Consider the following 15,579-nt stretch of genomic DNA (forward strand, 5'->3'; position numbering starts at 1 on the left):
CCTAATAACTCAAATACAATCGACACTGTTGTTGAAGTAGGCATTCCAATTGTATTAAAGAAATCTAGCAATAATATATCGGTTAACATTACTGCAGTAAAAATTAGCATAATTTCATCAAAATAAAATTCACCAGGATTAAAAATTCCTTTTCTGGCAACTTCCATTAAACCACTAGAAAACAAGGCTCCAAATGCTACACCTAGCCCTGCTAAAATCATTATAGATTTGAATGAAATAGCTTTAGAGCCTACAGCTGAACTTAGAAAATTAACAGCATCATTACTAACCCCTACTACTAAGTCTCCGCAAGCCAAAACTGCTAAGACAATTACTAATATTAAGTATAAGTTTTCCATAGTGTTTTTTTAAAAATGAATTTCAAATTGTAAGCGGTAAAATATTTTATCATCAGAAAACATTGAATCTTCATATGTCATATCTGATTGAATTTTTAATTTATGTTTCTCAAAATATTTTGAGAGGCCTAGGGTGTATTGAGTGATATCATTATTATTTGTTACGATTTTGTCAAAGTTGATATTTGTATATCTACCCGTAATTGCAATATTTGAAGGTAAAACATATCCAGACTGTAAGCTAATGGCTGATCCAACACTAACAAGATCTCCTGTTAGACTACCATCACTATTTTTTGAAAAAGCATCATTTGTATTTCTATCAGCATATTCCCCCATGAACGAAAAGCCGTTATATTTAAAATGAGAATTTATAAAAAATGTTTTGATATCTGTCTCAAACATACCATAATCCGTTGTCATGTATGAACCCATATTACTTCTTGTTTTAACAGCATTATTATTATAATCATATGCTACTCCTATAAGCAATTTAGGTTTTTTTTCTCTTCGAATATCATCCCCTTCATAATCACCATCACTTTTAAAGTTTCCAAAAGGGAGCAAATCAAGTCTTGCAGTATATTGATGTCCACCAATATTTCCTTTGGAAACATTTCTTCCTTCTCCTTGAGAAATAGCAAACGTTTCTTTTACAATAAATTTTTCATTTAAATTAAACTTATGTTTTAACTGTAATCCAAAATCTCTGTCGATATTAAATTTACTATTAAGAAGTGATCTATCAACTAAAGCTAGTTTTGAAGAGGAAATAACTCTTTCAATATTACCCGGAAGCTTTGCTTGCCCAAACTGAATACTCCAGTTTTTGTAAAAGTTCCATTTAACACTTGCATCTAAAATAATTCTAGGAGCATCTGAGGTAAAACTTGAGCCGCCTGCAATATCTCTATTTGACAATGCCAATTCAATTTTGTAAGTAAGACTTGGGTGATATGCGAAACCTTTAAATTTAAGACGTGACCTCCTAATTAAAGAATTAGACTCTGGCCCTGCATAAGAACCATCTTCTTCTTGCCATGTCGTAGATGTCAGATATTGAACTCTTGCAGAAAAGTTCATACTCCACGTACTATCTTTTCCTGAAATATTCATTAGCCCTTTTCCAAATTTTGGTGCAGATATCTGTTGTGCTTTAAGACTTATAGATGTAGCCAATACTACACAAAAAAACACGTGTTTTTGTCTTATAATCATTTATAGCTGGTTTTAAGACAAAAATCATGATTAATTATTTTTCTAATGTTTCCTTAATGTTAACTTTTCATTTCTTTATTAAAGATTTATTCCATATCCGATAGAAAGTGATCTTCCAATAGATAATTTATTTTGAAAATAATTTGAACCAGCCTGATAAGAAATGAATTCACTTCTCTGAGTATTATTTAAAATGTTTTTCACTCTAATTCTAAAAGTTTGATTTTTAGAGGAGCCTATCTTTTTTTCAAAAGTAAAATTTAGACTATTGAAAGGCATGGTATATATGTCAGGAGAGAATCCAATCCCAACCACTTGAAGAGTTTTTCCTTGAGTGTTGAAATATATACCTGAACTTATGTCATCTTTAGTATAATCTAATCCAAAATTAATTAAATATGGAGATTGTCCTTGGAGGTCCCTGTAGTCATTCATAGTCTCTCCTTCCCTAAGATTAGTTTGTCTTGATTCAAACTCACCTCCTGATGACTTATCCAATTTTTGACGAGCTTCAATTAAACTTGAGTTAAATCTAAGATTAAAAACTTCAGATATTTTTTTTCTAAACTCAAATTCTAATCCATAAACTTGAGCACTGCCAACATTTCTAGGTTGAAAGTTGTCATTAGCAGACACACTATAAGTTACAATTTCAATAGGGTCTTTAAATTTTTTATAAAAAGCACTTACGGCAAATAACTCTCCTGGTCCCCCAAATTTTTCATATCTAATATCAAAATTTTGAATATAAGATGGCTTTAAATTTAAATTTCCAAGAAAAACAATGTTATTTATTGGATCAAAAATCGTTGCATTTGATGCTTCTTTAAATGAAGGTCTAGCAATAGTTTTCGAATAAGAACCCCTAATATTAGTATTCTCATTTATACTATAAATAAGGTTGAGGGATGGATATAAATCGCTTGTGTCTATTATGGCTTCATCACGAAGAGAAATATCATTTTGATCAATACCTGTAAATTCTTGAATATAGTTTTCATAGCGAATACCTAGAACTAGCCTAAGAGATTTTGACATGTTAAACTCATTTGAAAAATAAAAAGCTGAGACTTCTTGATCACTGCTGTATATTGATGCGGGACCAGAGCCATTTAAAATATAACTACCAAGAAAATCATCCGTATTCCAAAGATTATATGGGGCTAAAATTAGATTAGCGTTTCCAGTAGCTATATCATCTACTCTTCCTCTAAATTTGATAAAAAATGTATTGATACCAAAGCCCCTATCCTTATATGAATAGAAGCCTCCAAATTTCATTTTTGCTTTACGCTTCATCAACGAATAATCAAAAATAAAATCAAGTTTATTCACCCAGCTTCTTTCTTCTAAATTTCTCCAAATTCTTGCTGGATCTCCAGTCTCAGATGGTTCAATTGAATATTCACCTTCTTCAAGCCTAAAGGGTGTATATCTAATATCTTTATCTTGATTACTATTTTTTGTTGGAGAAATCTTCCAGTCGGCAGTTAAGGTTCCATCAAAAAAGTAATGTTTACCAGATATTAAAATATTTGTTACTGATTTTTCATTATAGTCGAGAACATCTTTAATTTGAGTATTACTTGAATAAATATAACTTCCTGTGTTGTATAAACCTGATGCAGTAACTCCATTTTGAAGATGTAATATTTGAAATTTATATTTAGATTTTTCTCCCTTCAAACTTATCCCAGCCAAACCGCTTAATAAAACATTTTCCTGACTTAAAACTCCATTTAAACTTTCGCTTAACCTTAACTTGTTTATGGACTTATCCGAGTTTTTCAAATAATAATTAGAAATAAAATCATCATAATGCCTGAAGTCCTTGGAATAAGAAAAAGCTGTTATATAACCAATAGACTTTCCAAATAAATTAAATTGATTTCCAAAAGATAAATTAACATTATAATCAATTAAACTTTTTGATTGTTTAGCTTTTAAAATTGGATTAAAGCTGCTAGAAATATTATACAGTTTGGAGTTGTTTTCAACAGCTAGCGGAATTCTTCGATTTATGTCAAAAGGAATATCTCTAAGCCCACCGTCAAAACCTAACCAATCAGAATTAGATTTTTGGGCTTCCAAAAATGAATTATTAAAATGCATATTTGGATTAAACTCAGTAGAAACTGATAAAGACAAAATCTTTTCAGAGGGAATATCCTTTGTTATAATATCAACAATTCCACCAGTAAAATCAGCTGGAAGTTCTGCTGAAGATGACTTTAAAACAATAACTTGATCAATAGCGCTTGTTGGAAAAATATCAAATTGAATAGTATTTCTGTCTGGATCTAGTCCCGGGATATCAACACCATTAATTATTGATTTAGTATATCTGTCACCTAGCCCTCTAACATAAACATACTTTCCTCCTTGAACAGAAACACCTGGAACATTCTTAACAGCTTTTGCTAGGTCACTAGCGCCAATTTTTCTAAAATTTTGAGAAGAAATACCATCTAATAAATTAGCAGATCGTTTTTGAACACTAAGAATATTTTGTTCGGTATTTTTTAAGACACTGGAGGACACAATCACTTCATTCATTTGTTGAGAAGCAATACTAAGAGAGGTTGAAACCTCAACTGATTGATCTTCTTCTAAAATAACGTCTGTAACTACGATAGTTTCATAACCAATAAAACTAAATTCAACAGTGTATGATCCTGGAGCAAGTTCTAAACGATATAAGCCATCAAAATCTGAGGTTGTACCCTCCATAGTTTCTCTTACTAAAATATTTGCAAAAGGAAGTACATCTTGAAAGTCTTTATCTTTTATTGTTCCATAGATTTCAGAAGTTTGACCAATTATTAAATTTGAAAGAAGAACTAAGAAAATAAATATTTTTTTCATGTTTAAATAAAATAAAACCACCTTGGTAAAACCAAGGTGGTTTGGGACCCTTAAAAACCAGCTATAGTAAAAAAGGATCCGTTCCAATGTTTTTTTAGAAGTCAAGATTTGAGGTTTGTTTAGCAAGTGTCCATGTAAACACTGATGTATCAGCTCCTTGTCCATTTGATTGATTAGTAACTATTGAGAAATCGGATTGTATTATTGGAATATCTGAAGAACCTGATTTATCCAAAACTATATCATCTAGAGTTAGACGAGTTGTCCCAATATTAAATTCGAAATCTTCAAAAAGTATTAATCCAGAATCATAATTAGCAGAACCCTTAGTCTCATCAATTTCAATATCTGCTCCTGTATTTATATTAAAAACATACAGGTTAGATATTTTAGCTCGAACACCATCACGTAAGTCAGCTATTTCATCTGCTCCTGCTTTATATGTAATATTTGATAAAGTCATAAAAGTTGGATTAGAAGCTTGATAAGATCCTTCAGCTCCATCTAATTCCATAACATGATCTCCACTTTCGGTAGCTGAGGAGTCATTATTTCTTATATACACTAAATTGTTTAATGTACCAGAGTAGCCCTGATCTGTATCGAAACCATCATCGCCTACATGCCAAACAATAGCATTGGTAATATTAGTTTTACCTCCAAACATTTCGATTCCATCATCTTGGTTAGCATAAACTTCAATATTAGATATTGAGGTTCCAGTTCCTACCCCTCCACATGTAAGTCCATTAATTTCATTTCCTTCCCCAATATTTGCCCCACCGTGTCTTATAGAAACATACTTTAATACACCGGAGTTGTCAGTGTCATCCACTCCTCCATAAAGACCAAAAGTATCTTCAGCTGGAATTCCTTCAATTTGAGATTCAATTGCATCTCCATCAACAGAAATTCTAGCTTTACCCAAAATTATCAATCCTCCCCAAAGTCCAAAGTCATTTGAGGTAAGATTTTCTCCTCCTATTTGATTAACATTTATATTATCAGACTCAGCAGTAAAAATAATTGGAGAAGATTCTGTTCCTTGTGCATAAATTTTTCCTCCCCTTGCAATAACAAGCGCTGATGCGTCTTCAGGAGTGTTTGAGGCTCGACCTTTGATTACAGTACCTTCTTGAATATCTAAAATAGCTCCATCAGTTACAACTACTTTATCAACTAAAATATGTATTGAAGAATTTAGCCAAGTTTCATTTGAAGTTATCAATCCAGAGTGCTCTATGGTTTCAGGAACAGAGTTAACTATTGGCTCATTAGCAGTATTAGAGGCTAAAGCAGATTCTATTTGTGATTGAACTGCATTGGCAGCAGCATTTGCAGCTGTATTTGCAATTTCAGTTATAATTTCTTCTGGAATTGTTAAAAGCTCAGTGTCTTTATCACATGAACTTATAATTAATGATATTAAAGTTATATAAGATAGAATGTTTTTTTTCATTTTTAAAATTTTAATTAACTCCACAAACTTATTTAGAACAATTAGGTTAGACTTTACTTAATTGTTATCAATCACATCTTGTTTATTAATTTATTGTTAACAAAAATTACTTCACTTAGCATTTAATTAATGATGAAATTCTCTTTCATTATTCATACTTTTAAAAAAAGATTTTAATGAATTGGGAACAGTTACTATCACTAAAGCGTTTTGGGGATAACTATAAAAGATTAAGAATTGAACAAGATGAAACTCGTCTTGGCTTTGAAGTTGATTATGATAGAATTGTTTTCTCCTCCTCTTTTAGAAGTCTTCAAGACAAAACTCAGGTAATACCATTTTCAAAGACGGATTTTGTTCACACAAGATTAACCCACAGCCTTGAGGTTTCTGTGGTTGGAAGAAGTATTGGAAGGTTAGCCGGAAAACATATTTTGAATAAATACCCTCAATTAAATCAAACTTTTGGATACCAGCCAAATGATATTGGTGCAATTGTAGCTGCTGCATCATTGACTCATGACATAGGTAATCCGCCTTTTGGCCACAGTGGTGAAAAAGCTATCGGTTATTTTTTTGAACACGGTTATGGTAAAAAATATATTGATAAACTCTCTCGCCAAGAAAAAAATGATCTCATTTATTTTGAAGGTAATGCAAATGGTTTTAGAATTGCTTCTAAATCAATGGAAGGAATTCCAGGAGGATTAAGACTTAGTTATGCTACTCTTGGAGCTTATACTAAATACCCAAAAGGAAGTTTTCCGGAGATTAATTCAGGTCATGTAGCTCACAAAAAATATGGTTATTTTAAGTCAGAAGAATTATTTTTTAAGTCAATAGCGGAGGAATTAGGACTTGATAATAACAAACATTACCATAGACACCCATTAGCATTTTTAGTTGAAGCTGCAGATGATATTTGTTATACTATTATCGATTTTGAAGATGGAATAAATTTAGGCCTTATCTCAGAGGATTATGCATTAGAGTATTTAATTAATCTTGTTAGAGAAACTATTGATACAAAAAAATACAATAGTCTTACAAATCGATCTCAGCGATTAAGCTATTTAAGAGCCCTATCAATTAATACACTTATTCAAGACGCTGTTAGAATATTTAACGAAAATGAATCTAAAATTTTAAATGGTACTTTTATTTATGCTCTTATGGAAAAGAGTAAATATAAAGCTCAGATAGAGGACATTATTGGTTTAAGTGTTGAAAAAATATATAAGTCTCAAGAGGTAACTAATAAAGAGGTGGTAGGGTATAAAGTTATTTCCTCACTATTAAAAGCTTTTGTAACAGCTGCTGTAAATAGCTTTAACAATCAAATGAGTAGTTATGATAAGTTAATTTTAAGATTGGTGCCAGACGGAGTTCCTATTGTAGGTCAAGATTTATATGAAACCTTACTAAATTCAACATGTTTTATAGCTAGTTTGTCTGACGGTAAAGCGCATAAGCTATCTCAACAAATTAGTTAATTCTAGTTTTTTAATTTAACCTTACTCTATTTATGTTTTACAGATGGATTTTTTTTATTCTTATTATAGGTTTAACTCAATGGTATTCCTTTCAATGCATTAAAACATTTTCACAAAATAAATATTTAAGGATTTTATATATAAATGTATCTCTTTTAATTATTGTAAATTTTATATTTCAAATAATAAACTATGACAGATCTGAGGGCTTCACTCATATGATTAGTTATTCTCTTGGGTTTTTTATCTCACTATTCGTTTTTCAATTTATCATCATTATTGGTTTGATTTTTGAAGACATTATAAGATTTCCCCAGGCCCTATATTCATTTTTTAATCAAGGCATAACTGGACAAGATTTTTTTCCCCAAAGAAGAAAGTTTATTTCTCAAATAACACTTACTATAGCCTCTATACCATTTGGAGCTCTTTTATATGGAATGTATAGAGGAAAATATAATTATAAGGTATCCAGTTATGAGTTGGAATTTGATGATCTTCCTGTTTCATTTGACGGGTTTAAGCTTACTCATATTTCTGATATTCATTGTGGTAGTTTTGATAACCCCGAAAAAGTAAAGTATGGTATAGACTTAATTAATAAACAAGAGTCAGATGTTATAATGTTCACTGGAGATTTAGTAAATAATGTATCTAAGGAGTTGAACCCCTGGAAAGATTTATTTTCTTCCCTTAAAGCTGAACATGGAGTATATTCAATTTTAGGAAATCATGATTATGGAGATTATATGAATTGGGATAATGATCAAGACAAAATTAATAATCTCGATAACCTTAAAAAAATTCAAAATGAAATGGGGTTCAAATTATTACTAAATGAAAATGATTTTATAATTAAAAATGGAGAAAAGCTAGCTGTAATTGGTGTTGAGAATTGGGGGGCAGGAGGATTTAAAAAATCTGGAGATTTAAATAAAGCTATTGAAGGTGTTTCTAATGCAGATTTTAAAATTTTATTAAGCCATGATCCTTCTCATTGGAATAATCAAGTTGTTCCACATAATTTTATTTTTCCATTAACTCTTAGTGGACACACTCATGGTATGCAATTCGGAATTGATATTCCAGGCTGGATAAAATGGAGTCCAATTAAATGGCGTTATCCAGAATTTGCAGGACTTTATCAAAAAGCTAAACAGTATCTATATGTTAATAGAGGCTTTGGATATCTTGCATATCCAGGAAGAGTTGGAATGTGGCCGGAAATAACCGTCATTACTCTAAAAAAGAGAAAAATTGATGTTTAACTAAAAAAAAACTATTTTTGCCTTAAAGTCTTAAACATTAACTAAGATGTCTAAATTTGGCGAATTAATAGATGACAACCATCCTTTGCTATTGGTGTTTTACAATGAGGTTGACAATTTGTCATCTGCAATGCACCCAATTTTAAAAGATGTTGCTGCTGCAATGGGAGATAGCGCTAAAGTAATTAAGATAAATTCAGATAAAAACGAGAAACTTGCTCAAGCTCTTAGAGTTAAGGTTTTACCTACTTTAATGATTTATAAAGAAGGAGAAATGCTTTGGAGACAATCAGGTGAACAAGACGCTAACACATTAATAGGACTAATTAAAGATCACATTTAAATTTTATTTTTTAAATTCATCAACAATAGAGTTATATTCTGCTTCTATGTTTTTAGAGAACTCACTTTTATCACTTAAAAGAATCATTTCAGTAAAATAGCGGAAATCTAAAATTTCATTTTTAATTTGATCTGTATACCTGATTTTATTTTCATTAGAGAGACTAATAAAAACATTCAATCTTTTTTTATAAACACTTAATATTTTTAATGCTATTTTTTGTGCTTTTTCATCTGCCTTTGCAATATAATAGCCGTCAACTAAATCATATAAAGCAGTGTAATAGTCATATTCTCCATATAGAAAAATAAATGGTTGAGTAGATAGTATAAATTTATCAATTTCTGGTTGTAAAATTTCCAGATCTTCATTTACCAGTATTGCCTCTATTAAAGTTCGATATCTTTCAATTTCTGTAACAATTTCCTCTCCCATTCCATATTGAAAATCTGTTTTCAAAGAGGAGAAGTAATTTAAACGATCAGAATATTTATTAGAAATTTGCTTAACTAATTTTTGTGCTGATTTAAATTCTGAAATTTTATAATAATTATCAATAAAAGGAACCAAAAGACTATAATATCCAAATTTATCTAGTGGCATCTTTTCTTGGGCAAGATCAATTATTTCTTTAGCTTTTTCAGGTTTCCCTTCATAGATCAATTGTTCAGCTAACCGAGCCATATTGCTTCTAAAGCTTATACTGTTTTTTCTGGTTTCAGGATCATGATAAATTCCTGGATCGTTTGAGTTCCCCCAGCTCCATTGTTTTACGATGTCATACATTAAATCACTATCAATTCTGCCCATTAAATATGGATTATTAAGACTTAAAGGAGTTTTTATGGGGACTAACTTGTAAACTAACCCGTCCAATTGAAGGTATTCTTTCATCCAGATGTATTCAGAAGCTTCATAGCTGCCTCCGGTAAAATATATAGGTCGTGTCCAGTCATTATTAGCTAGTATGTCAAGCATTAATAATTGATTTTTAGTAATGCCTGTTATAGGTAGATCAATGTCAATATGTGAAACAATCATATCAGAATCTTTCAATGAAACAATTCCACTTTTTAAAACATTTTCTTTATTTACCGAGACGCGTATTTTGTTTGTTGGATAAAAAACCATCTCTTGCGTATTTTTTGGATAATCACTTGGACTTCCCCCAGATTGAGTAATTAAACTTTTGAATTTTGTTCTATCATCATCACTAGCTACCCAATTAATAAAATCTTTAATATCCCATCTTAATGAATCAGTTAGAGATTCGTATTTTATATAATCCCTTACACCATAAGCATATAGCTTATGTTTAAGTTGAGACTTTATAGGATTACTTTTATATGTTTTTCTCTTGGTCTGGTCTATATACCAGTCAGTGGCCAAAAGACTTGTGTTAATTGTGCGAACATCAGTTCTATATCCTTCAATTTCTTGAGCATACCAAAGAGCAAAAGTATCATTATCTCCAATTGTAAAAATAATAGCCCCAATATTTTCTTGAATTGATGACAGATAAGATTTTGCTATTGATTGGGCAGTATACCTGTTTGATCTATCATGGTCATCCCAGTTCTGGTATGCCATTAAAAATGGAACACAAATAAAAGATAAAAGTGTAATTATGGGTTTTAAAAACTTTGATCCGTTGTATTTTTTGAGATTATTCACTAATGATAAAGCACCAATACCAATCCAAATTGAAAAGACATAAAACGATCCAACTAAAGCATAATCCCTTTCCCTTGGTTCAAATGGGCGCTCATTTAAATATATTTTTAAGGCCAGTCCAGTAAAAAGAAAAAACAACAAAAGAACCCAAAACTTTTTGGGATCTTTCCTGTACAAATAAAATAAACCAATAAACCCTAATATAAAAGGGAAAAAGAAATATGTGTTTCTTGCTTTATTATTAAGCGCATCGTTATTTAATTCATTTTGATTTCCAAGCCTTATAGAGTCAATAAAAGGAATTCCACTAATCCAATTTCCATCAAGAGGAGTATAAGTTCCAGCAACATCATTTTGTCTTCCAGTAAAATTCCACATAAGGTATCGCCAATACATATAGCCAATTTGATATTCGAAAAGAAATTGTAGGTTGCTTAAAAAAGAGGGCTTCTCAATTATTAAATAACGACCAAATTTCTTAAAAAAATCATGATAATCCTCTCCAGAAAACTTTCCGTCCTCTGCATCATATTTGAAATCATTTACTTTTTTAACTAGCACCTCGTTTGAACGATATTGATTATCAAGTTTAAAATCAAGAGGCTTTGTAAAATTCATATAATTACCGGCATGTTCAGTACTCCATAGTCTTGGTAAAAGCCCACTTTGCTTTGAATTTGAGTTTATTCTTGCATTTTCCCAATTGTTTACAATAATGTACTTATTGATTTTTTCATCGCGTTCATATTTGGGCTTATCATCTTTGTATGGTTTGTCATCATCTTGACCAACATACATGTCGGAAAAAAAAGGGCCATAGAATAGTTTAGTTTCTGGATATTGTTCTAGGTTATAATATGCTAAAAGTAACCTTGCGTCTGATGGTGAATTTTCATTTATAACTGTATTGGCATTAGCTCTAATTGGAATCATTACCCATGAAGAAAACCCTAACAAAATAAAAAGAATACAAAGTAGTCCTGTGTTAGTATTAACCCATTTTTTTGTTTCAGTATATTTTAGAGAAAAATAGAAGAAACTTATAATAATAAATGCTGCAATAATAGTTCCGCTATTAAAAGGAAGACCAATTTCATTTACTACATAAACTTCAGTATTCCCAAAGAAAGATAGAGTTAAAGGAAGAAGAAGCTTAAAAATAAAAAGCAGAATGGTTACTGATATAATATTTGCGGCTATAAAACCCTTTAATGTTATTTCTTTATAGTTTTTAAAATAGTAAAGCATACCAATTGCAGGGATGGTTAATAGTCCCATAAAATGAACACCAAAAGACAGCCCTATTAAGAAAGCAATTAGAAGAAGCCATTTGTCTCCTCTTGGTGTATTCATTTCTTTTTCCCACTTCAACGCTAAATAAAATAAAATTGATAAAATTAATGTTGCCATTGCATAGACTTCTGCCTCTACAGCATTGAACCAAAAGCTATCCGAAAAACAAAGTGCAAGAGCTCCAATAGTAGCACTACCAAAAAAAGTAAACTTATCTATTAAAGTTTTATAAGTCTCAAACTTAAAGATTTTATCAAATAACAGTGTTATTGTTAAAAACAAAAATAAAATTGTAAATGCACTGGATAATACAGACATCAAGTTCACCATAAGGGCAACTTTTTCAGGATTTGGAGCAAATAAAGCAAAGAAGGCTCCAATCATTTGAAAAAGCGGGGCTCCAGGAGGGTGTCCTATCTGCAATTTCGCAGCAGTTGAGATGTATTCGCCTGCGTCCCAAAAACTTGCAGTAGGCTCCACAGTGAGACTGTATGTTATGAGTGCAATTAAAAACACTAATAACCCAAAAATCTTATTCCAAAAAGCAAAAGGTTTATTTTTCATTAATTAATTCTTGGATCACGAAAATACGTATTAATAACAAATACCATAATTTAAAAAGATATAAGTATTGATAAAAATCAAAAAATAAATCATAAATCGGATGATTTATTTGGAAGATGGAATGTTTCGGTTAAATTTGCAATCCAAATGGCCTATGGTGTAACTGGTAACACGTCTGGTTTTGGTCCAGAAGAGTCTAGGTTCGAGCCCTAGTAGGCCAACAAAAAAATTTAATTATTAATAATGGGTGTAGGTGGAATTGTTATAGCAACTGTATTTGTATGTTTGTTAATAGGGGTTATAATTGAAATTAAAGAAAGATTCTAACATTATAAACCACTTATGTAGCTCCCCAGGCTATCTTTAAATTCAAATCCTTCTAGACTTCTATATTTATTTAATTTTTTATTAGCTTCAAGCCCCCAAAGTAAAAATTCCATTACAAAATATTTATCTTCTTCTTTAATGTCTGGTTGATATTTTTTTATAAGATCACTTAGTGGCTTTATACCATCTAACGTACTCTTATATTCTTCATCGTTAAAACAGTCATCTATATATAGCTGGTTGTCATTAAAGAACCAAGCTAATAATTTATCATAAGGAGCTTTTGAATCAGGTTTTTCTAATTTTCTAATTTTTGGAAATAATTCAGGAAAAATAGTTTTTATTGCTTGAGAAATAAGGTAATATGAAATTTGTTCCGCACCTTCTTGTTCGCCTTCGTATACTAATTCTACTTTCCCATTTATGGATGAAATAACACCTGAAAAGTCAGTTAGTCTAATGAAAGTCTTATCATCGTTATTAATTAATGCTCTTCGTTCAGCACAACTAACTAAATTTTCAAATGATGTTATGCTCATTCTGGCACTAACTCCGCTTTTAGAATCTATATAATCACTTTTTCTTGCTTCAAATCCAATTTGCTCCAAAATATCAAATGCCAGTTCTGGAATATGAATATTGTTAGATTTTAAAATTGCTTTTTTTGATTCTTGCTTAGTTATTTTTTTTGCTATGGAGCGATTATGAGGATAGTGAGTCAAAATTTGTGATCCAATTCTATCCTTAAGAGGAGAAACTATACTTCCTCTATTAGTGTAATCTTCAGGATTAGCAGTAAAGATAAATTGAGTTTCTATAGGGAGTCTTAATTTAAATCCTCTAATTTGAATTTCTTTTTCTTGGAGAATAGAAAACAAGGCAACTTGAATTCGAGCCTGAAGGTCAGGTAATTCATTTAAAACAAAAATACATCTATGTGCTCTTGGAATCATCCCAAAATGTATAACCTTTTCATCTGCATATGATAGTTTTAAAGTTGCAGCTTTTATAGGATCAACATCTCCTATTAAATCAGCAACAGTTACATCAGGTGTAGCAAGTTTTTCAAAAAAACGTTCACTTCTATGCATCCATTCTACAGGGGTTTTACCCCCCATTTTTTTTATAATTTCTTTTGCAAAACCTGATATAGGATCTAAAGGATCATCATTCAATTCTGACCCTTTAACAACAGGCACCCATTCATCTAACAAATCAATCATTTTTCTTGCCAACCTTGTTTTTGCTTGTCCTCTAAGTCCTAATAAATTTATATTATGGTTAGAGAGTATGGCTCTTTCGACATCAGGAATGACAGTGTTATCATAACCTATAAGGCCACTAAAACTTTTTTTATTAGCCTTTAAATTTACTTTCAGGTTATCAGCTAACTCTTCTCTAATGGTTTTAGGCTTATAGCCTGATTTCTTTAACCCTTCTAAAGTGATAATTTCTTTCATATTTATTTATCGTAACTTTTTTTTTCTATTTTTTTCATAATCTTCAAATATCATTTCTCCCAAATTATTTAAACCAGTATAAAATGCTTTGCCTAAGTTTATTTCAGTAAATTTTTTCACAAATCTTTGAAGGTAAGAGTCGCTTGCGATCATAAAAGTTGTAATGGGTATGTGAACTTTTCTTGCGTGTCTAGCCATATTATAACATAATTCTAGAATTTTTTCGTCAAGTCCAGCACTGTTTTTATAATAATCTCCATTAGATAATTTTATACAGCTTGGTTTACCATCAGTTATCATAAATATTTGCTTATTTGTATTTTTTCTTCTTCTAAGTAAATCCATTGCTAATTCAAGTCCAGCTACTGTGTTGGTGTGATAGGGTCCCACTTTTAGATACGGCAAGTCCTTAAGTTGGATAGTCCATGCATCATTTCCAAAAACAATTATATCTAAAGTGTCTTTTGGGTACCTTGTAGTTATTAATTCAGAAAGAGCCATTGCTACTTTTTTAGCAGGAGTAATCCTGTCTTCTCCATACAGTATCATACTATGACTTATGTCAATCATTAAGACTGTGCTCATTTGAGTTTTATGTTGAGTATCTTCTATAACCAGATCATTTTGAGTCAATTCAATATCCCCAAGCACTGAATGAATTTGAGCATTTTTTAGACTTTCAGTAATAGAAATTCTCTCAACTGAATCTCCAAATTGATAGGCTTTTAACTCACCAGTTGTTTCTTCTCCCTGACCACTTTTTTTAGACTTATGATTTCCTTGACTAGACTTTTTTAGTTTGCCAAAAATTTGTTTTAAAGCATGCTCTCTTAGTAGTTTTTCTGTTTTAGCAGTTAAACTTCTTCCTCCAGTTCCTTTTTTTGGATTTACTTCTTCTTTTACAAAACCTTTTTTCAAAAGATCGTCAATGAAATCATCTATAGTGTAATTTTCATCAGTTAATTTATATTCTTTATCTAACTCTCGCAACCAATCAATTGCTTCATCAAAATCTCCAGAGGTATGAGTGATTAATTCTTTAAAAATATCGAATAGCTTTTCAAATGGTGATTGATTTTTGAGTTTGTATTTTGAAAAAATTATTCCTGAATTAAGCAATTTGGAGCTCATTAAACTAGTCTTGAATTAAGAAAAACAAAGGTATAAAAAGAATACTATTTAACAGAATTGCATTTTTATTAAAAAAACCTATATTTGCAGTGCAAAACGGAATTTTCTGAAAGGCGACCTAATGG

General features: G+C 30.7%; 10 protein-coding genes and 1 tRNA gene. 4 read left to right on the forward strand and 7 right to left on the reverse strand.

Translation table 11 applies throughout. From position 1 onward, the window contains the following. The 4 genes from AC34EU_RS02295 to AC34EU_RS02310 all read right to left on the reverse strand — a co-directional run. The coding region (locus AC34EU_RS02295; protein ID WP_487533423.1) for an inorganic phosphate transporter at positions 1-359 on the reverse strand (359 nt) is incomplete at its 3' end. A gap of 9 nt (positions 360-368) precedes the next feature. Further along, entirely contained in the window at positions 369-1,577 is a 1,209-nt protein-coding gene (locus tag AC34EU_RS02300) for a porin (protein WP_487533424.1), read from the reverse strand. A gap of 78 nt (positions 1,578-1,655) precedes the next feature. After that, on the reverse strand, positions 1,656-4,442 hold the full coding sequence (locus tag AC34EU_RS02305) for a TonB-dependent receptor (protein ID WP_487533425.1): 2,787 nt from the start codon (positions 4,440-4,442) through the stop codon (positions 1,656-1,658). A gap of 94 nt (positions 4,443-4,536) precedes the next feature. Further along, positions 4,537-5,901, reverse strand: coding sequence for a hypothetical protein (locus AC34EU_RS02310; RefSeq protein ID WP_487533426.1), 1,365 nt, complete (start codon positions 5,899-5,901; stop codon positions 4,537-4,539). A gap of 176 nt (positions 5,902-6,077) precedes the next feature. Here AC34EU_RS02310 and dgt point away from each other — a divergent pair, with 176 nt between their 5' ends. From dgt to AC34EU_RS02325, 3 genes are read left to right on the forward strand one after another with little or no spacing between them, the layout of a single operon-like run. Next, a complete protein-coding gene (gene dgt, locus AC34EU_RS02315; protein WP_487533427.1) occupies positions 6,078-7,394 on the forward strand; it encodes a dGTP triphosphohydrolase in 1,317 nt (438 codons plus the stop codon). 32 nt (positions 7,395-7,426) lie between these two features. Further along, a complete protein-coding gene (locus AC34EU_RS02320) occupies positions 7,427-8,662 on the forward strand; it encodes a metallophosphoesterase (RefSeq protein ID WP_487533428.1) in 1,236 nt (411 codons plus the stop codon). Positions 8,663-8,708: 46 nt separating this feature from the next. Continuing rightward, on the forward strand, positions 8,709-9,005 hold the full coding sequence (locus AC34EU_RS02325) for a thioredoxin family protein (protein WP_487533429.1): 297 nt from the start codon (positions 8,709-8,711) through the stop codon (positions 9,003-9,005). Positions 9,006-9,008: 3 nt separating this feature from the next. On the opposite strand, the gene AC34EU_RS02330 is transcribed toward AC34EU_RS02325, so the two are convergent. Continuing rightward, positions 9,009-12,536 carry a protein O-mannosyl-transferase family gene (locus tag AC34EU_RS02330; protein WP_489696020.1) on the reverse strand — a complete coding sequence of 1,176 codons (3,528 nt, stop codon included), beginning with the start codon at positions 12,534-12,536 and terminating at the stop codon, positions 9,009-9,011. Positions 12,537-12,684: 148 nt separating this feature from the next. On the opposite strand from AC34EU_RS02330, the gene AC34EU_RS02335 reads away from it, so the two are divergent. Then, positions 12,685-12,757, forward strand: a tRNA-Gln gene (locus tag AC34EU_RS02335). A 108-nt stretch (positions 12,758-12,865) separates the two neighbouring features. On the opposite strand, the gene AC34EU_RS02340 is transcribed toward AC34EU_RS02335, so the two are convergent. After that, positions 12,866-14,329, reverse strand: a complete 1,464-nt coding sequence (locus AC34EU_RS02340) for an AAA family ATPase (protein WP_489696029.1) — start codon at positions 14,327-14,329, stop codon at positions 12,866-12,868. Then, entirely contained in the window at positions 14,330-15,454 is a 1,125-nt protein-coding gene (locus AC34EU_RS02345) for a vWA domain-containing protein (protein ID WP_487533432.1), read from the reverse strand. It lies immediately after the preceding gene. Between the last annotated feature and the right edge of the window lie 125 nt (positions 15,455-15,579).

The sequence above is a fragment of the Candidatus Marivariicella framensis genome (genome assembly GCF_982709265.1).